This is a genomic window from Pseudomonas lundensis (assembly GCF_015377145.2).
Classification (GTDB): domain Bacteria; phylum Pseudomonadota; class Gammaproteobacteria; order Pseudomonadales; family Pseudomonadaceae; genus Aquipseudomonas; species Aquipseudomonas lundensis.
Genome location: NZ_CP062158.2, coordinates 1562233 through 1581875, shown reverse-complemented (window position 1 = coordinate 1581875; position 19643 = coordinate 1562233). Strand labels below are relative to the sequence as shown.

General features: G+C 59.2%; 15 protein-coding genes. 7 read left to right on the top strand and 8 right to left on the bottom strand.

Annotated features, from left to right (window positions below):
- Positions 1–20 precede the first annotated feature (20 nt).
- Positions 21–1415, bottom strand: coding sequence for a Si-specific NAD(P)(+) transhydrogenase (sthA, locus tag IF654_RS07680; RefSeq protein ID WP_047275673.1), 1395 nt, complete (start codon positions 1413–1415; stop codon positions 21–23).
- A 294-nt stretch (positions 1416–1709) separates the two neighbouring features.
- Here sthA and IF654_RS07675 point away from each other — a divergent pair, with 294 nt between their 5' ends.
- Together IF654_RS07675 and tcuC are read left to right on the top strand one after the other, a co-directional pair.
- Complete coding sequence (locus IF654_RS07675) at positions 1710–2273, top strand: chalcone isomerase family protein (RefSeq protein WP_194862616.1); 564 nt, start codon at positions 1710–1712, stop codon at positions 2271–2273.
- A 151-nt stretch (positions 2274–2424) separates the two neighbouring features.
- Positions 2425–3723 carry an MFS transporter gene (gene tcuC / locus IF654_RS07670; protein ID WP_047274049.1) on the top strand — a complete coding sequence of 433 codons (1299 nt, stop codon included), beginning with the start codon at positions 2425–2427 and terminating at the stop codon, positions 3721–3723.
- A 77-nt stretch (positions 3724–3800) separates the two neighbouring features.
- Here tcuC and IF654_RS07665 read toward each other — a convergent pair whose 3' ends face one another.
- Positions 3801–5264: a glyceraldehyde-3-phosphate dehydrogenase gene (locus IF654_RS07665; protein WP_047274047.1), complete on the bottom strand. Its 1464-nt coding sequence runs from the start codon at positions 5262–5264 to the stop codon at positions 3801–3803.
- A gap of 27 nt (positions 5265–5291) precedes the next feature.
- Here IF654_RS07665 and IF654_RS07660 point away from each other — a divergent pair, with 27 nt between their 5' ends.
- The 3 genes from IF654_RS07660 (at position 5292) to IF654_RS07650 (ending at position 11727) form a co-directional block, all read left to right on the top strand.
- The gene (locus tag IF654_RS07660) at positions 5292–5474 is read left to right on the top strand and encodes a hypothetical protein (RefSeq protein ID WP_157774096.1); all 183 of its coding nucleotides are present in this window, start codon (positions 5292–5294) and stop codon (positions 5472–5474) included.
- 76 nt (positions 5475–5550) lie between these two features.
- Positions 5551–9000: a transcription-repair coupling factor gene (gene mfd / locus IF654_RS07655; protein ID WP_047274045.1), complete on the top strand. Its 3450-nt coding sequence runs from the start codon at positions 5551–5553 to the stop codon at positions 8998–9000.
- Positions 9001–9024: 24 nt separating this feature from the next.
- Entirely contained in the window at positions 9025–11727 is a 2703-nt protein-coding gene (locus tag IF654_RS07650; protein WP_047280168.1) for a DEAD/DEAH box helicase, read from the top strand.
- A gap of 66 nt (positions 11728–11793) precedes the next feature.
- On the opposite strand, the gene IF654_RS07645 is transcribed toward IF654_RS07650, so the two are convergent.
- The 3 genes from IF654_RS07645 to IF654_RS07635 all read right to left on the bottom strand — a co-directional run bounded on the left by IF654_RS07645 (position 11794) and on the right by IF654_RS07635 (position 14431).
- Positions 11794–12531: an S-methyl-5'-thioinosine phosphorylase gene (locus IF654_RS07645; protein WP_047274042.1), complete on the bottom strand. Its 738-nt coding sequence runs from the start codon at positions 12529–12531 to the stop codon at positions 11794–11796.
- A 12-nt stretch (positions 12532–12543) separates the two neighbouring features.
- The gene (gene nagZ, locus IF654_RS07640; RefSeq protein ID WP_169835869.1) at positions 12544–13542 is read right to left on the bottom strand and encodes a beta-N-acetylhexosaminidase; all 999 of its coding nucleotides are present in this window, start codon (positions 13540–13542) and stop codon (positions 12544–12546) included.
- A gap of 181 nt (positions 13543–13723) precedes the next feature.
- Complete coding sequence (locus IF654_RS07635) at positions 13724–14431, bottom strand: TetR/AcrR family transcriptional regulator (RefSeq protein ID WP_047274039.1); 708 nt, start codon at positions 14429–14431, stop codon at positions 13724–13726.
- Between the two features lie 259 nt (positions 14432–14690).
- Here IF654_RS07635 and lexA point away from each other — a divergent pair, with 259 nt between their 5' ends.
- Both lexA and sulA read left to right on the top strand, forming a co-directional pair.
- Positions 14691–15299 (top strand): transcriptional repressor LexA, encoded by a 609-nt coding sequence (gene lexA, locus IF654_RS07630; RefSeq protein ID WP_047274037.1) that lies wholly within the window; start codon positions 14691–14693, stop codon positions 15297–15299.
- Positions 15300–15311: 12 nt separating this feature from the next.
- Positions 15312–15785 carry an SOS-induced cell division inhibitor SulA gene (gene sulA, locus IF654_RS07625; protein ID WP_047274035.1) on the top strand — a complete coding sequence of 158 codons (474 nt, stop codon included), beginning with the start codon at positions 15312–15314 and terminating at the stop codon, positions 15783–15785.
- A 65-nt stretch (positions 15786–15850) separates the two neighbouring features.
- On the opposite strand, the gene IF654_RS07620 is transcribed toward sulA, so the two are convergent.
- The 3 genes from IF654_RS07620 to topA form a co-directional block, all read right to left on the bottom strand.
- A complete protein-coding gene (locus IF654_RS07620; RefSeq protein WP_047274033.1) occupies positions 15851–16087 on the bottom strand; it encodes a hypothetical protein in 237 nt (78 codons plus the stop codon).
- A gap of 118 nt (positions 16088–16205) precedes the next feature.
- Positions 16206–16727 carry a DUF6586 family protein gene (locus IF654_RS07615; RefSeq protein WP_194862617.1) on the bottom strand — a complete coding sequence of 174 codons (522 nt, stop codon included), beginning with the start codon at positions 16725–16727 and terminating at the stop codon, positions 16206–16208.
- A 269-nt stretch (positions 16728–16996) separates the two neighbouring features.
- The gene (gene topA, locus IF654_RS07610) at positions 16997–19624 is read right to left on the bottom strand and encodes a type I DNA topoisomerase (RefSeq protein WP_094988216.1); all 2628 of its coding nucleotides are present in this window, start codon (positions 19622–19624) and stop codon (positions 16997–16999) included.
- Positions 19625–19643: the final 19 nt, after the last annotated feature.

The window sequence follows — 19643 nt, the reverse complement described above, 5'->3', positions numbered from 1 at the left end:
AGGCCACCGGCCGGAGCCGCTTAAAAAAGCCGGTTAAGGCCGTCGTAAGCCGCTACCCGATAGGCTTCAGCCATGGTCGGGTAGTTAAACGTGGTGTTGACGAAATACTTCAGGGTATTGAGCTCACCCGGCTGGTTCATGATCGCCTGACCGATGTGCACGATCTCCGAGGCCTGATAGCCGAAGCAATGTACGCCCAGTACTTGCAGGGTTTCACGGTGGAAGAGGATTTTCAGCATGCCTTGCGGCTCGCCAGCAATCTGCGCACGCGCCATGCCCTTGAAGAACGCCTTGCCCACTTCGTAGGGCACTTTAGCCTGGGTCAGTTCTTGCTCGTTCTTGCCGATCGAGCTGATCTCCGGAATGGTGTAAATGCCGGTCGGCACGTCATTCACGAAACGCCAGCTGCCGTTGTCCACGATGCTGCCGGCAGCCGAGCGACCCTGGTCGTGCGCTGCACTGGCCAGGCTCGGCCAGCCAATTACGTCGCCAGCGGCGTAGATGTTAGGCACCACTGTGCGGTAGTTTTCGTCCACGCTGATCTGGCCGCGACCATTGGGCTTGATGCCAATGTTCTCCAGCCCCAGCTGGTCAGTGTTGCCGGTACGGCCGTTGCACCAGAGCAAGGCATCGGCCTTGATCTTCTTGCCGGACTTGAGGTGCAGAATCACGCCATTTTCGACGCCTTCAACACGCTCGTACTCTTCGTTGTGACGCACGGTGATGTTGTTGTTGCTGAAGTGGTAGCTCAGCGCCTGCGAGATTTCGGAGTCGAGGAAGCTCAGCAGTTGCTCGCGGTTGTCCACCAGCTCAACCAGCACGCCCAGACCACTGAAAATCGATGCGTATTCGCAACCGATTACACCCGCGCCGTACACGATCAGCTTGCGCGGGGTGTGGCCCAGGCTGAGGATGGTGTCGCTGTCGTAGATGCGCGAGTGGGTGAAATCGATATCGGCCGGGCGGTACGGGCGCGAACCGGTAGCAATGATGATCTGCTTGGCCATCAGCGTTTCGACCACGCCGTTGGCGCAGACCACTTCGATGGTTTGCTCGTCGGTAAAACTGCCGGTGCCGAAGAACAGGTCAACACGGTTGCGGGCGTAGTAACCGGTGCGCGAGGTCACTTGCTTGGAAATCACTTTCTCGGCGCTTTTGAGCACATCCGGGAATGAGAACCAGCGGGGTTCACCGATGGCCCGAAACATCGGGTTGGTGTTGAACTGCATGATCTGCCGGACCGAGTGACGCAGAGCCTTGGACGGGATGGTGCCCAAGTGCGTGCAGTTACCGCCGACCTGACGCCGGCTGTCGACCATCGCCACCTTGCGCCCTGCTTTTGCGGCGTTCATTGCCGCACCTTCTCCTGCCGGGCCGGAACCCAGTACCACTACGTCGTAGTTGTAGACAGCCATGCGTACTCCTCAGAACGGGCCGCGGCGCATTTTCAGGCGCCTGCGGCTAAATCATGACGCGGCCGGCGCCATGAAGGATCAAAACGTGGGGCACAGTCTATAGAAGCCTGAACGCGGCGAACATTAACCCTTGGTCTCGTCGTAGGCTAATTTTGTGTTCACTACATCCAGAACTGACCTTAACTCTCTTCAAGAGACAGTGACGGGTTGCGCGAGATGTAGAATCCGCAGCCTTCTCAACCTTGATCGCGGCCCCGAGCCGCCGCGCCCACTCACCCTTTCAGAGAGCCCCTTATGCGCCATTTATTGATCGCTCTGTTGCTGATGAACAGCCTTTCCTGTCTGGCCGACGAGGCAAAACCGATCAAGGAGGCGAACTTTCCTACTCAATTAAAAGATGGTTCTCAAACCCTACAGCGCAAAGGCCAAATCGTGCTGACGTACCTGTGGGCCGATGTCTATGCCGCGGCCCTGTTTGCACCTGCCAACGTCAGCCCCCGGGACGCCTTTGAGCAGTTGCGCGACCTGCGCCTAGAGCTGTTTTATCTGCGCGACCTTGATCACAGCGACATCACCACCGCCTCTGCCACCATCCTCAAGCGTCAACACTCGCCTGCCACGCTGAGGACCCTCGAAGCGGGATTAAAAAAGCTGCAGGGCAGTTTTGCCAACATCCAGCGCGGTGACCGCTATGCCCTGGATTACGACCCCGCTCGCGGCCTGAACCTGGAACGCAATGGTCAGGTCATCTTCACCAGCACCGACAAAGCGCTCGCCAAAGCGTACCTGGGCATTTGGCTCGCGCCCGAAGGCTTGCCCGAGCCACTGCGTCAAACCCTCTTGGCGCAAACCCTCTGAGCACTCGGTAGTCACTTCATTAGTTGCCTACACATCTTGATACACATATGGTTACAAAACTGTTTGTCTGACTGGCGCAGGCCCGGACCAGACAGTGTGGACGACTAAAAACATGGATACGCATAAAACAGATAACAGCGGGTGATTTCTGATGGCCTCCAGTGCAGGTAAAGGCAAGGCGATTTTTCGCGTTGTCAGCGGTAACTTCCTCGAAATGTTCGACTTCATGGTCTTCGGCTTTTACGCCACAGCCATCGCCAACACCTTCTTTCCAAGCAATAACGCCTTCGCTTCCCTGATGCTCGCGCTGGCCACATTCGGTGCCGGCTTCTTGATGCGCCCGCTGGGTGCAATCTTCCTCGGCGCCTACATTGACCGCCATGGCCGACGCAAAGGGCTGATCATCACCCTCGCCCTGATGGCCATGGGCACTGTGCTGATTGCCTGTGTGCCGGGTTATGCCACGCTGGGCGTGGCGGCGCCGCTGCTGGTGCTACTGGGGCGTTTGTTGCAAGGGTTCTCCGCCGGTGTGGAGCTGGGTGGCGTCTCGGTTTACTTGTCAGAAATCGCCACGCCGGGCCGCAAAGGCTTTTTTGTCAGCTGGCAGTCCGCAAGCCAGCAGGCCGCGGTGGTCTTTGCCGGGCTGCTTGGCGTCGGCTTGAATCACTGGCTCAGCCCACAGGACATGGGTGAGTGGGGCTGGCGCATTCCGTTTTTGCTGGGCTGCCTGATTGTCCCGGTGATATTTGTCATTCGCCGCTCAATGGAAGAAACACCCGAGTTTGAAGCGCGCGAACATCGCCCTACCCTGCGAGAAATCATTCGTTCGATCAGTCAGAACTTTGGACTCGTCCTGGGCGGCATGGCGCTGGTGGTCATGACCACCGTGTCGTTTTACCTGATCACGGCTTACACCCCGACCTTCGGTAAAGCAGAACTGAATCTGTCGGATTTTGATGCACTGCTGGTGACGGTCTGCATCGGCGCCTCCAATTTCTTTTGGTTACCGGTGATGGGCTCACTGTCTGACAAGGTCGGGCGCAAACCCTTGCTGCTGGGCGCGACCATTCTCGCGATCCTGACCGCCTATCCGGCGTTGTCCTGGCTGGTGGCCAACCCGAGCTTCAGCCACTTGCTGATCGTCGAACTGTGGCTGTCCTTCCTGTACAGCTCGTACAACGGCGCGATGGTGGTGGCGCTCACCGAAATCATGCCGGTCGAGGTGCGGACCACGGGCTTCTCGCTGGCGTATAGCCTGGCGACCGCAACGTTCGGTGGCTTTACCCCGGCGGCGTGCACCTACTTGATCCACGTGCTGGACAACAAGGCGGCCCCTGGCCTGTGGCTGACCGGCGCCGCCGTGCTGGGACTGATTGCCACCGTGGTGCTGTTCCGTGGCAACACACATGAACGGCGTACAGCCAAATCGGCCGTGGCCAGTCACGCGTGATATCGCGGCACTGACGCCATAACGCACCTACAAAAACGCCCCGAACCAGTCGGGGCGTTTTCAAGTGCGGCAGTCGCTTAGCGCGGGAACGCTGGCGGGTTAACCCCGGCCATGTCTTCCATCACGCGAACCACCTGGCAGCTGTAACCGAACTCGTTGTCGTACCACACGTACAGCACAACGCGGTTGTCGTTGCAGATTGTTGCTTCCGCATCAACCACACCCGCATGACGCGAGCCAACGAAGTCAGTGGAAACCACTTCCTGCGAGCTGACGAAGTCGATCTGCTTGTGCAGTTCGGAGTGCAGCGCCATGTGACGCAGGTACTCGTTCATTTCTTCACGGGTAGCCGGCTTCTCAAGGTTCAGGTTGAGGATGGCCATCGACACGTTAGGCGTAGGCACACGGATCGCGTTACCGGTCAGCTTGCCAGCCAGCTCAGGCAGCGCCTTGGCCGCAGCAGTAGCAGCGCCGGTCTCGGTGATAACCATGTTCAGCGCAGCCGAACGGCCACGGCGATCGCCTTTGTGGAAGTTGTCGATCAGGTTCTGGTCGTTGGTGTACGAGTGAACCGTTTCAACGTGACCGTTCACAATGCCGAACTTGTCATTGACGGCTTTGAGCACCGGCACGATGGCGTTGGTGGTGCAGGAAGCAGCCGAGATGATTTTGTCGTCAGCGGTGATCTCACCGTGGTTGATGCCGTGAACGATGTTCTTGAGCTTGCCTTTGCCAGGCGCGGTCAGAACCACACGATCAACGCCAGGGCACGCCAGGTGCTGGCCAAGACCGTCGGCGTCACGCCATACACCGGTGTTGTCCACCAGCAATGCGTTTTGAATGCCGTACTGGGTGTAGTCCACCTCGGTCGGATTCTTCGCGTAGATCACCTGAATCAGGTTGCCGTTGGCGGTGATGGTGTTGTTTTCTTCGTCAACCACGATGGTGCCGTCAAACGGGCCATGCACGGAGTCACGACGCAACAGACTGGCACGCTTGACCAGATCGTTATCGGCGCCTTTGCGCACCACGATCGCACGCAAGCGCAGGCCGTCGCCGCCGCCGGTTTTTTCGATCAGGATGCGCGCCAGCAGGCGGCCGATACGGCCAAAACCGTACAGCACAACGTCGGTGCCTTTACGGGCGTCAGCGTTTTGCTGACCCACAACGTCGGCCAGTTCTTCACGCACGAACTGCTCGGCGGTACGGCCATTGCCTTCGGTCTTGAACTTGACGGCCAGCTTGCCCAGGTCTACCGAAGCAGCACCCAGCTTGAGTTCGCTCATCGCTTTGAGCAGCGGGAAAGTTTCGTGCACGGACAATTCGATGTCATCGGACTGACGATGACGCGCAAAGCGGTGAGCTTTGAGAATCGCAATGACTGAACGGTTGATCAGGCTGCGGCCATAGATCGAGCTCACCACGTTGTTATTGCGGTAAAGCTGACCAATCAGCGGAATCATCGCTTCTGCGAGTGCTTCACGGTCGATCCATTCACCAAGACACTGGTCGGGCTTCTGAGTCACGGGAACCTTCCACATGTAGGGGCTGAAAAAAGGGGCTACATTATGCCGCCGCCTCTGGCCATGGGCAATGTGCGCCTGTCATGCGGGCTGACTGAAACGATTAAGCTCCAATATTTACAGGTGAAAAAAATCGCCATGCGCAGTTTTCCCTTGCCTTTTAAGGGCTTGCCAAGGGGGGACGGACGGCGTTTTACCGTTTCCCCGAAGGATTTGGCGCGCCATTAAAGACGGCGACTGACAGCCAACCCCCAGGCCCGTTACAATCGGCCTCTTTGCCGCAACGCTTGGAGCTCAACCTTCCGTGCCCGTCCTGCGACTACCCAAACTTCCTGCTACGGCAGGCAAACAGCACTGGGGCAACCTGCCCGGTGCCGCCCTGAGCCTCGCCATTGCCGAGGCTGCCAGCGCCGCCAAGCGCTTCACCCTGCTCCTGACCGCCGACAGCCAAAGCGCCGAACGCCTTGAGCAGGAGTTGAGGTTCTTTGCACCCGAGCTGCCCGTCTTGCATTTCCCGGACTGGGAAACCCTGCCCTACGACCTGTTTTCGCCGCATCAGGACATCATTTCCCAGCGCATCGCCAGCCTGTACCGGTTGCCCGAGCTGGATCATGGCGTTTTGGTAGTGCCGATCACCACGGCCCTACACCGCCTGGCACCGACCAAGTTTCTGCTCGGCAGCAGTCTGGTGCTGGACATCGGCCAAAAACTGGATGTCGAGCAGATGCGCACCCGCCTGGAGGCCAGCGGTTATCGCTGTGTCGACACGGTGTACGAGCACGGCGAGTTCGCCGTACGCGGCGCTTTGATCGACCTGTTCCCCATGGGCAGCAAGCTGCCTTACCGGATCGACCTGTTCGACGACGAAATCGAAACCCTGCGCACCTTCGACCCGGAGAATCAGCGCTCCATCGACAAAGTCGATTCGGTTCGCCTGCTTCCCGCACGGGAATTCCCCCTGCAGAAGGATGCCGTGACACGCTTCAAGGCACGGTTCCGCGAACGGTTCGACGTCGACTTTCGACGCTGCCCGATCTTTCAGGATTTGAGCAGCGGGATTACGCCAGCAGGTATCGAGTACTACCTGCCGCTGTTCTTCGACGAAACCTCCACCCTGTTCGATTACCTGCCCGGCGACACCCAGGTGTTCTCGTTGCCCGGCATCGAACAGGCCGCCGAGAACTTCTGGTCCGACGTGCGCAACCGCTACGAAGAACGCCGGGTTGACCCCTCCCGTCCTTTATTGCCGCCCGCCGAACTGTTCCTGCCGGTCGAAGACTGCTTCGCCCGCCTGAAAAGCTGGCCGCGGGTGGTCGCCAGTCAGGATGACCTGGACACCGGCAGCAGCCGCGAACGCTTCCCGGCGCAGCCATTGCCCAATCTTGCGATCGAGGCCAAGGCCAATCAGCCGCTGGCCGCCCTCTCGGGGTTTCTTGAGCAATTTGAAGGCCGCGTGCTGTTTACCGCCGAGTCCGCCGGTCGCCGCGAAGTCTTGCTGGAGCTGCTTGAGCGATTGAAGCTGCGCCCCAAAACCGTCGACAGCTGGCCGGACTTCGTGTCCAGCAAGCATCGCCTGGCAATCACCATTGCCCCGCTCGATGAAGGCTTGTTGCTGGACGATCCGGCGCTGGCCCTGATCGCCGAGAGCCCGCTGTTCGGTCAGCGAGTGATGCAGCGCCGACGCCGTGAAAAACGCGCCGACGCCAACAACGACGCCGTAATCAAAAACCTGACCGAGCTGCGCGAAGGTGCGCCGGTGGTGCACATCGACCACGGTGTTGGCCGCTATCAAGGCCTGGCGACCCTGGAAGTCGACAATCAGGTGGCTGAGTTCCTGACCCTCGAATACGCCGAAGGCGCCAAGCTCTATGTGCCCGTGGCCAACCTTCACCTCATTGCCCGCTACACCGGCAGCGATGACGAGCTGGCGCCCCTGCACCGCCTGGGCTCTGAAACCTGGCAAAAGGCCAAACGCAAAGCGGCTGAACAGGTTCGCGATGTGGCTGCCGAACTGCTCGACATTTATGCCCGTCGCGCCGCCCGCGAAGGTTACGCGTTCGACGACCCGAAAGCCGACTACGCAACCTTCAGCGCGGGCTTCCCGTTTGAAGAGACCCCGGATCAGCAGACCGCCATCGAAGCGGTGCGCGCCGACATGCTCGCGCCCAAGCCCATGGATCGCCTGGTGTGCGGTGACGTAGGTTTCGGCAAGACCGAGGTGGCCATGCGCGCGGCGTTCATCGCTGTGCATGGCGGGCGTCAGGTCGCCATTTTGGTTCCCACTACTCTGCTGGCACAGCAACATTACAACAGCTTCCGCGACCGATTCGCCGACTGGCCAGTGCGGGTAGAAGTCATGAGCCGCTTCAAATCGGCCAAAGAGATCAATGCGGCGGTCGCCGATCTGGCCGAAGGCAAGATCGACATCGTGATTGGCACCCACAAACTGTTGCAAGACGACGTCAAAATCAAAAACCTCGGGCTGGTCATCATCGATGAGGAACACCGGTTCGGCGTGCGCCAGAAAGAACAGCTCAAGGCCCTGCGCAGCGAAGTCGACATTCTGACCCTCACCGCCACGCCGATCCCGCGCACGCTGAACATGGCGGTTTCGGGCATGCGCGACTTGTCGATCATCGCCACGCCGCCCGCCCGCCGCCTGTCAGTGCGCACCTTCGTCATGGAGCAGAACAACAGCACGGTCAAAGAAGCCCTGCTGCGTGAACTGCTGCGGGGTGGGCAGGTTTACTACCTGCACAACGATGTGAAGACCATTGAGAAATGCGCGGCCGATCTAGCCGAACTCGTCCCCGAAGCCCGTATCGGCATTGGCCACGGCCAGATGCGCGAGCGCGAACTCGAACAAGTAATGAGCGACTTCTATCACAAGCGCTTCAACGTGCTGATCGCCTCGACCATCATCGAGACCGGTATCGACGTGCCGAGTGCGAACACCATCATCATCGAACGCGCCGACAAGTTCGGCCTGGCGCAATTGCACCAGTTGCGCGGCCGCGTGGGCCGCAGTCACCACCAGGCCTACGCCTACCTGCTGACGCCTCCACGCCAGCAAATCACCGGGGACGCGCAAAAGCGCCTGGAGGCCATCGCCAACACCCAAGATTTGGGTGCAGGCTTTGTACTGGCCACCAACGACCTGGAAATCCGTGGCGCTGGCGAGCTTCTGGGCGACGGCCAAAGTGGCCAGATCCAGGCCGTGGGTTTCACCCTGTACATGGAAATGCTCGAACGCGCCGTCAAGTCGATCCGCAAGGGCGAACAACCGAACCTCGACCAGCCGTTGGGCGGCGGCCCCGAGATCAACCTGCGGGTGCCCGCGCTGATTCCCGAGTCGTACCTGCCGGATGTGCATGCGCGACTGATTCTGTACAAGCGCATCGCCTCAGCGACCGACGAAGAAGGCTTGAAGGACTTGCAGGTCGAGATGATCGACCGCTTCGGCCTGCTGCCGGAACCGACCAAAAACCTGGTGCGCATTACCTTGCTCAAGCTGCACGCCGAACAACTGGGCATCAAAAAAGTCGATGCCGGGCCGCAAGGCGGGCGCATCGAGTTTGCCGCGGACACCCCGGTCGATCCGCTGGTGCTGATCAAACTGATTCAGGGCCAGCCCAATCGCTACAAGTTTGAAGGCGCGACGCTGTTCAAGTTCATGGTGCCCATGGAACGCCCGGATGAGCGCTTCAATACCATCGAAGCGCTGTTTGAGCGCCTGACTCCGAAGCCTTCTTGATGGGGCCCGCACAATGAAGTCCCCATGCCCCTGAACCCGACACCCCGACTGACCAAACCGCTGGCGCCAACGTGGGTCAGCCGGTTCAAAGAGCAAACCCTTGAGCGTGGCCGTCGCTACGCCAGGGAAAATCGCGTCAGAATCGCCCGGATCGGTGACAGCCAGATCACGTCCAGCTGTCAGGGTTCAGGCGAAAACCCCTACCGTCAAACCATTGAGTTGCGCGAGTCTGCCAAAGGCTCGTTGCTACTGGTGGGCGCGACGTGCACCTGCCCTGTGCGCATCCACTGCAAGCACATCGCGGCCGTACTACTGAAGATTGAAGACACTTTGAATTACCCTGCTGCTGCCCAGGACGCCGAGCTTCTGGAAAAACTGCAAGCGGTGCTCGACGCGCGCCGCCCTGCCAACCTGCCCGAACAACTGATCGACGACGTGCAACCGGTGCCGCGCTTGTGGCTGGCCAGTGCCGAGTTCAGTGCGTTCGAGCCGCGCAACGGCAAAATGCAGCGTTACATCCAGCACCGCGCGGCGCTGTCTTTCAACTACCGGGAGCATTACGTCTCGGGGCAGAAAAACGCCGACGTGCTGATTCGCCAGGATGACCACGTGTTGCGCATCAAGCGCCACCCCGAAACAGAAAACGCCTACCGCGAGCAACTGCGTGCCCTGGGATTCAAAATCGCTACCCGCCAGAGCAAAGCCCTGCCTGAAAGCGCCGGTGAACTGTTTGAAATGGTCAACGACAGTGCCTGGCTGAATTTCACCCTCAATCAGATGAACAGCTTGCGAGACCAGGGCTGGGAGTTACAGATCGACGAGCATTTCGGCTTTGACCTGAGCCCTGTCGAAGACTGGTATGCCAACGTCGACGAAGCGCCGGAGCGTGACTGGTTCGACCTGGAACTGGGGATCATCGTCAATGGCCAACGCCTGAGTTTGCTGCCCATCTTGCTGAACCTGATGCGCTCGCACACCGAGATTCTCAGCCCCGAAAAACTGGCCAAACGCCGTGACGATGAACTGATTCTGGTGAACATCCCGGCCATTCCCAACAGCACCCACGTGCCGTTGCAAGTGGCCTTGCCCTACGGACGCCTGAAACCCGTGCTGGCCACCCTGGGTGAGTTTTACCTGGGCGAACCGGGCGCCACGACCTTGCGTATCAAGAGCGCTGACGCGCCACGGCTCAATGCCCTGGACGCTATCCCCCTGCGCTGGGAGGGCGGTGAACAGATTCGCGGGTTCGCCCAACGCTTGCGCGACATCAAGGATTTCAGCGTGGCGCCGCCACAGGGGCTCAATGCCACGTTGCGCCCCTATCAGCTTGAAGGATTGAGCTGGATGCAGTCATTGCGCCAGCTTGAAGTGGGCGGGATTCTGGCGGATGACATGGGACTGGGCAAAACCCTGCAAACCCTGGCGCACATTCTGTGCGAAAAAAACGCTGGCAGACTGGACCGCCCGGCCATGGTGGTGATGCCCACCAGCCTGATTCCGAACTGGATGGACGAAGCCGCGCACTTCACCCCGCAGCTCAAGGTGCTGGCGCTGTATGGGGCCAGTCGCAAAAAACACTACGAACACCTCAGCGAATACGACCTGATCCTGACCACCTATGCCTTGCTGCCCAAAGACATTGAGCGGTTGGCCAACGTGCCGCTACACATTCTGATTCTCGACGAAGCGCAGTACATCAAGAACCCGAACAGCAAAGCCTCACAGGCCGCGCGCGAACTGTCGGCACGCCAGCGCCTGTGCCTGAGCGGAACGCCGTTGGAGAACCATCTGGGGGAACTGTGGGCGCTGTTTCACTTTTTGCTGCCCGGGTGGTTGGGGGACGTCAAAACCTTCAACCGCGACTATCGGGTGCCGATCGAGCGCCAAGGCAACGATGAGCGCCTGCAACACTTGAACGCACGTATCAAACCGTTTCTGCTGCGCCGCACCAAAGAGCAGGTCGCCACCGAGCTGCCACCCAAGACCGAGATCATCCACTGGGTGGACCTGAACGAAGCGCAGCGGGACGTTTACGAAACCATGCGCCTGGCGATGGACAAGAAAGTGCGCGATGAAATCACCCGCAAAGGCGTCGGGCGCAGCCAGATCATCATTCTTGAAGCGCTGCTCAAGCTGCGCCAGGTGTGCTGCGACTTGCGGCTTGTGAGCGATAACCCGCCGAAGAAAGGCAGCACGTCGGGCAAGCTCGACAGCTTGATGGTGATGCTTGAAGCGTTGTTCGCCGAGGGGCGGCGCATTCTTCTGTTTTCGCAATTCACCTCAATGCTCGGGCTCATCGAAGCTGAATTGAAGAAGCGCAACATTGCCTACGCTCTGCTCACAGGGCAAACGCGGGACCGGCGCACCCCCGTCAAAGACTTCCAGAGCGGCAAACTGCAGATTTTCCTGATCAGCCTCAAGGCCGGTGGCGTGGGTTTGAACCTGACCGAAGCGGACACCGTGATTCACTACGACCCGTGGTGGAATCCGGCCGCCGAGAACCAGGCCACCGACCGTGCCTACCGCATCGGGCAAGAGAAACCGGTATTTGTGTACAAGATGATTGCCCGCGGCACCGTGGAAGAGAAAATCCAGCACTTGCAGCAGGAAAAGTCAGATCTGGCCGCAGGGGTTCTGGACGGCCGTAGTGCGGGAGACTGGAAGTTGCAGGACGACGACATTGAGGCGCTGTTCGCGCCCCTGCCACCCAAAACCGAAAAGCGTTAATCCCGATCCTGTAGCCGCTGACCAGCAGCGCCAGGCTTCGTCTGGCGGCTACAGCAGGTAAAGGGCTTACCCTGCCAGCACACGTGCCAGCGTCGATTTGACCTTGCCCATGCCGTCGCGCAGGGCTTGTTCGATTTCGGCCATGGTAATGATTGCCGTGGACTTGCCCGCTGCCGGGTTCACCACCAACGCCAGACAGGCATATTCCAGTTCCAGCTCACGGGCCAGTGCCGCCTCGGGCATACCGGTCATGCCGACAATGTCGCAGCCGTCACGCTCAAGGCGAGCAATTTCAGCCACTGTTTCAAGGCGCGGCCCTTGGGTCGCCGCATACACACCATGGGAGCTGTATGAACACCCCTCGGCAGCCAATGCGCCGATCAACTGCTCGCGCAGGGATTCGGTGTAGGGATGGCTGAAGTCAATGTGCGTGACATGCTCCAGATCCCCCGCAAAAAACGTGTGCTCCCGGCCACTGGTGTAATCGATCAATTGGTGCGGTACGCAGAAATGCCCGGTGCCCATGGCCATATGGATACCGCCTACGGCATTGACCGCCAAAATCGCCTGAGCACCTGCCTGTTTCAGCGCCCAAATGTTGGCGCGGTAGTTCACCTGATGGGGCGGGACCCGATGCGGGTGTCCATGGCGCGCCAAAAACAACACTTCACGCCCGGCGAACTCACCGACCTGAATGTCGGCCGAGGTCGGACCATACGGGGTATCCAGCGCCAGCGAGCGCGTAATGGTCAAGCCTTCAAGCTGGGTCAGGCCCGTGCCACCCATAATTGCGTAAACCGTCATCAGAGCGATCCCTTAATCAATCAACTGAGCATCTTTGAGCGCACCGATCGCCACCTGCCAACGCGGGTCCTGGCGGTAGTCGGTGCTGGCGAAGGCCTGACTGCGCATGCGTGCAATGCGGGCTGAAGGCGTGACCTTCAGGCGCTGGGCCGCCGTGAGGGCCAGCTCCGCCGCCGCGCGGTCATTGCACACCAGGCCCATGTCGCAGCCGGCCGTCAAGGCCGCTTCGATGCGACTGGCCGCGTCACCCACGACATGGGCGCCGGCCATCGACAGGTCATCACTGAAAATGACGCCATCAAACCCCAGCTCACCGCGCAGGATGTCCTGCAACCAGCGACGGGAAAAGCCAGCGGGCTGGCTGTCGACCTTGGGATAAATCACATGGGCCGGCATGACGGCCGCCAACTGCTGACTCAGACGCGCGAACGGCACCAGATCGTGGCTGCGAATCTGTTCAAGGCTGCGCTCATCGACTGGAATGGCCACATGAGAATCAGCTTCAGCCCACCCGTGCCCCGGAAAATGCTTACCCGTGGCGGCCATTCCAGCGTCATTCATCCCGCGGATGAACGCACCAGCCAGGGTTGCAGCCCGCTGCGGATCGCCCTCAAATGAGCGGCTACCGACCACGGCACTGCGCTGGTAGTCGAGATCCAGTACGGGCGCGAAACTCAAGTCCAGACCCACTGCTAAGACCTCAGTCGCCATGATCCAGCCGCATTGCTCGGCAAGGTACTCGGCATTGGGGTTATCAGCGATGGCACGCATGGCAGGCAAGCGGACGAACCCCTGGCGCAGGCGTTGAACCCGCCCGCCCTCCTGATCCACCGCCAGCAGCAGGTCGGGGCGAATGGCGCGAATCGATGCGCACAGTTCACGCACCTGACGCGGGTGCTCAATATTTCGCGCAAAAATAATCAGGCCGCCCACTTCAGGCTGGCGCAGCAGGTGTCGATCGTCAGCCGTCAGCCAGGTGCCGGCGACGTCCACCATCAAGGAGCCTTGCAAGGCAGAACTCATGGGTAATCCTTAAAAGAAAGTGCGCGTGCTCCCCGGCCCCGAATGCAGGCAGCGGCGTGCGCGCCTGCGGTGTGGGCAGCAGCCGTGAAGTGGGGACAGGGGAGCAAGGCGGGAATGAGCATGGCGGCAAGCTTAGCGGAACTGCGCAGCCACGCCCACCCGCGTCAGGTCAAAGCTTGGGGTTGGCTTGAGACGTTTTGTTGCGCGGGCGCATTTGTGCCGCCGCCATCGCAGGATCGACCACGCCGCTTTCGGCACGCATGCCAGCGGCCAGAAAAGGCACCATCAAACGCATGACTTGCTCGATCGAGGTGTTAACCCCGAAATCGGTTTCGGCAATTGCGCGCAGCGCCTTGATCCCGGACATGCTGAACGCAGCCGCCCCCAGCATGAAGTGCACGCGCCAGAACAGTTCAATCGGCGGGATTTGCGGCGCCGCTTCATTGACCAGCAGCATGTAACGGCGAAACACCTTGCCATACATGTCTTCAAGATAGCGGCGCAAATGCCCCTGGCTCTGACTGAACGCCAACCCCAGCAATCGCATAAAGATGGACAGGTCGTTGCCGCTGCGCGGCTGAATCACCAACGCTTGCTCCACCAGCATTTCCAGCAGTTCTTCAAGCTCGGGACGGCTGTCCGGCCTGGCCTGACGCCGTTCCAGCTCACGGTCGAGGTTGGCGCAGAAAGGCCCGAGGAAGCGCGAAAAGACGGCCTGGATCAGCGCTTTTTTAGACCCGAAATGGTAATTCACAGCCGCCAGGTTGACCCCGGCCTTGCTGGTGATCAGCCGCAATGAAGTCTCGGCAAAACCTTTTTCCGCGAACAGCTGCTCAGCAGCATCAAGGATACGTTCAACGGTTTCCGACTGGGCCATGTCTACTCCGACTGACAAACACTTAAACAGTTGTTTGAAACATACGTTTCAGTTTGTAAAAAGTCAAGGTGGGCATTCTTTTTGCGACCGGCCAGTCCGGCATTTAACCACAGCCTCGGAGGACGCGATCTGTGCTGATAAAGTAGCCGCCTCACTGCTCATCGACGACCGTCCAGCGGACGGTTAAAAATGGAGCATTGCCAATGAGCCTTCACTGTATATAATCCCAGTCACTGTATAAAAAGACAGAGCGATCAACATGCTAAAACTGACGCCACGCCAAGCTGAGATCCTGGCCTTTATCAAACGCTGCCTGGATGACAACGGCTACCCGCCCACCCGTGCCGAAATCGCACAGGAGTTGGGCTTCAAGTCACCCAATGCCGCCGAAGAACACCTCAAAGCCCTGGCCCGCAAGGGCGCCATCGAAATGACGCCGGGCGCCTCCCGCGGCATCCGGATCCCCGGCTTCGAGGCCAGTGCCGACGAGTCCACCCTGCCCATCATCGGTCGAGTGGCCGCTGGCGCTCCCATACTGGCGCAGGAACACGTTGAAGAGTCCTGCAACATCAACCCGACCTTCTTCCACCCGCGCGCCGACTACCTGTTGCGCGTCCAGGGCATGAGCATGAAGGACGTTGGCATCTTTGATGGCGACCTACTTGCCGTCCACACGTGCCGCGAGGCAAGAAACGGGCAAATCGTGGTAGCCCGTATTGATGACGAAGTAACGGTCAAACGATTCAAGCGAGAAGGCAGCAAAGTCTGGCTGATCGCCGAGAACCCCGATTTCGCGCCGATTGAGGTCAACCTCAAAGAGCAGGAACTGGTTATCGAAGGCCTGAGTGTCGGCGTTATTCGCCGTTAATAAGGAGGCGTCATGCAGTTCCCGCACACATCGCTACCCGCACAACTTCCTTTATTCGAGGCATTCATGGCTCAACCCATGCCCGCCACGATCAAGACCGTGCTTGATTCACCCTGGCGCGCAGAACCTGAAGTTTTCAGTGAACTGTCGCTACGCGGCGCTGCCGAGAACTGCTTGAGCCTGTTGGCCCCCATGCTTCGCGAACTCAGCGAGCAACAAGATGAGCGCTGGCTGACACTGATCGCTCCACCCGCCAGCCTGACGCAAAGCTGGCTGCGCGATGCTGGCCTGAACCGCGAACGCATTTTGCTGCTCCAGCCCAACGGCAACAAGAGCGCTTTGCAATTGACCTGTGAAGCGCTGCGCCTGGGCCGCAGCCACACGGTGGTGAGCTGGATAAACCCGCTCAACAGCACCGCACGTCAACAATTGATTGGCGCAGCCCTGATGGGTCAAGGGCAAAGCCTGAATATTCGATTGGGCTAAACAGCTCCAGCACGGGGCTTCTATAGAACACAGAAGCCAGCCGTTGAACGGTTCAACCGAAACACTCAGTGAAGGATGCGCGGTCCTTCATCCTCTTTATCAAGCTCGCCCTCGGCCAGCCGCCCCGCCATTTGCACCCCAACACTCAACATGGCTTTTGCCACTTCAACATGCTGCCCCTGAAGAAAGGCCTTGGCGTCTTCAGAGAAGTTCAGCGTCACCAAAGACCCCTCGTCCTCAGCCCGGCGCAATTCGATACGGCCGTCAGGCAATTCGACAATTTCTAGAAAGGACGTTGGCATAAAAGTTGGTTCTCCACGAAAGCGCGGGATTATATCAGTCATCCCTCAGGAATTTGCCACGTTCTGTGGCGCTTTAATGACGTCCTGATGAATGACCGTACAGTTTCGAACCCGACTTTTAGCACTCATTGAGTGCATCGCGAAAGCGCAGGGCCATTTTCTTAAGGCTTTGACGCCATTGTTCAAGGGTTTCGTGGCTGAGTGTTTCCTGCACGTCATCTTCCAGACTGACCACGTCAATCAAGGGTTGAAACACATCGGCCTTGACCTTTTTAGGCGCCTGCAAGGGTTGATACAGGGCTGCATGCGCGGCCACTAACTGCGCCAGCCAAGTGCCCGGAGCCCGTACCAGCTCCACCATTTCGGCCAGTTCCGGAATAGCGTTGGCGTCCAATACGTCTTGCGTCAGCAACAACTCCACACGATTAGCGTGAGCCTGCGGTAACCGATAGAAACCCGCAATTTCATGACACAAACCCAGCAGCGCGCCATACAAGTGAAACACTGCCGACTCGCACTCTGCCTGTCGCAATGCTTGCGCGTTCATGGCCCCGCCGTGTGATGCCTTATTCATGGCTTCCAGCGCCAAGCCCGCAAAATAAATTTTCTGATTGGTGCGGGTATAGAGTTCGTGAGCCATACAGGCGCTCCACAGCAAAAGGGTTAGGGCAGGTCGAGCAGTCTCAAGGAAATGAGGTGACAGGCGCAAGGGGCTTCACTCTTCGCGCCCTGAATCTGCGGCAACCGGACTGTTGCCTCTATAGCCTTTGACGCTTAGCGCGGCGTCCGGCGACGAAGTCGTCGCACGAAAGCATCAGCCTCTTGCCTGGCCGAGACCTCAACCACAGGTCAAAAAAAACCGCGCGGGGCATGCAGCCCTCGCGCGGTTTTTAGCCGTTCAGCAACGGATCAAGCGTCTTTGTCTTTGCGCTTGTCTTCAACTTTCCAGCTGGAACCGTCGTAGAACGCGCGCCAGCCTGTCGGCTTGCCGTCCACTTCAGTTTGCACGTATTGCTCCTTGGTTTTACGGCTGTAACGGATCACAGCAGGTCGACCCTCCGGGTCTTTCTTCGGCGCTTCACACAAGAAGTGGTACTTCGGATCGATTTCATCCTTATGCGGAATGATTTCAATCACCAGCGGTGCGCGAGTCTCACGGTTTTTCGGGAACTGACTGGCTGCCAGGAACAGCCCCGACGCACCGTCACGCAGAATGTAGGTGTCGTTGACCTTCTCGCACTTGAGCTCCGGCATTTTCACCGGGTCCATTTTCGGCGGGGCCGCTTCACCGCTTTTCAGCAGCTTGCGTGTGTTTTTACATTCCGCATTGGTGCAGCCGAAGAACTTGCCGAACCGGCCGGTCTTGAGCTGCATCTCGCTGCCGCACTTATCACATTCCAGGCTCGGGCCTTCATACCCTTTGATGCGGTAGCTGCCCTCTTCGATTTCGTAGCCAGCGCAGTCCGGGTTGTTACCACAGATGTGCAGCTTGTGCTTCTCATCCAGCAGGTAAGCATCCATGGCGGTGCTGCAAATCGGGCAACGGTGCTTGCCCAGCAAAACCCGCGACTCAGACTCACCCTCATCGTCCGCTGCGATCTCGTCGCCCGGCACCAGGTTGACGGTGGCTTTGCAACGCTCTTTGGGCGGCAGGCTATAGCCCGAGCAACCAAGGAATACACCGGTCGATGCCGTACGGATCTGCATCGGGCGCCCGCATTCCTTGCACGCAATATCAGTCATCACCGGCTGGTTGGCACGCATGCCACTGTCCGGGTCCGCCGCCACTTCAAGTTTTTTCTTGAAGCTGCCGTAGAACTCGTCCAGCACGTTCTTCCAGTCACGCTCACCGTGCGCCACGTCATCGAGGTTTTCTTCCATACCGGCGGTGAAGCCGTAGTCCATCAGGTCGGAGAAACTCTCGGACAAACGCTCGGTAACGATGTCGCCCATTTTTTCGGAGTAGAAACGGCGGTTGTGCAAGGCCACATAGCCGCGATCCTGAATGGTCGAAATGATGGCTGCATAGGTCGATGGACGACCGATGCCACGCTTTTCCATCTCTTTGACCAGGCTGGCTTCGGAGTAACGTGCCGGTGGCTTGGTGAAGTGCTGGGTCGGATCAAGGTTGATCAGTTTCAACACATCGCCCTGAGCCATGTCCGGCAACACATCGTCGTCGCCCGGCTTGGCAATTTGCGGCATGACGCGGGTGTAACCGTCGAACTTGAGAATGCGGCCTTTGGCGCGCAGCTCAAAATCACCGGCCGCCACACTCACGGTGGTGGACAAATATTTGGCCGGCAGCATCTGGCACGCCACAAACTGGCGCCAGATCAGCTCGTAAAGGCGCTCAGCGTCGCGCTCCATGCCCGACAGCTTGCTCGGGTGCATGTTCACGTCTGAAGGACGAATCGCTTCGTGAGCCTCTTGTGCGCCTTCCTTGCTGCTGTAGACGTTAGGCGCTGGCGGCAGATACGACGCGCCGAACTCACCTTCAATGTAGGTGCGGGCCATTTCAACCGCATCCGCCGACAGGTTGGTGGAGTCGGTACGCATATAGGTGATGTAGCCCGCTTCGTACAAGCGTTGAGCCATCATCATGGTTTTCTTCACCCCGAAGCCCAAGCGATTGCTCGCGGCCTGTTGCAGGGTGGAGGTGATGAACGGTGCCGACGGCTTGCTGCTGGTCGGTTTGTCTTCACGCTTGGCGATGGTGTAGCTGGATGCCTTGAGCTTCTCCAGCGCTGCCATGGCCTGGGCTTCATTCAGCGGCTTGAAGGCCTCGCCTTTTTCGCGGGCCACATCGAAGCGCACTTTTGCGCCTTTGGCCGTGCCCAGGTCCGCATGAACTTCCCAATACTCTTCAGGGTTGAACGCGCGAATTTCGCGCTCACGCTCAACCACCAGCTTCACGGCCACCGATTGCACGCGACCTGCCGACAAACCACGGGCAATTTTTGACCACAGCAACGGCGAAACCATGTAGCCCACCACGCGATCGAGGAAACGGCGCGCTTGCTGGGCATTGACGCGGTTGATGTCCAGCTCGCCCGGTTTGGAAAACGCTTCCTGAATGGCTTTTTTGGTGATCTCGTTGAACACCACGCGCTTGTAGCGACTGTCATCCCCACCGATGGCTTCGCGCAGGTGCCATGCAATGGCCTCCCCCTCGCGATCCAAGTCGGTTGCGAGATAGATGGTGTCAGCATCCTTGGCGAGCCGGCGCAGCTCTTCGATGACCTTTTCCTTGCCGGGAAGGATCTCGTACTTGGCTTTCCAGCCGTGCTCCGGATCGACGCCCATGCGCGAGATCAGCTGCTTTTGAGCTTTCTCTTTCGGCGACAAAGCAGGTGCTTCGCCCGCCGCGGCCTTGCCACGCTTGGCAGCCGGTTCTTTGCTGGCGCTAGCCGAACCGCTGGTGGGCAGGTCTCGGATATGGCCGATACTCGACTTCACCACGTACTCGTTACCCAAGTACTTGTTGATGGTCTTGGCCTTAGCCGGGGATTCCACAATGACCAGCGATTTGCCCATGGATCAGAAAATTCCTGAA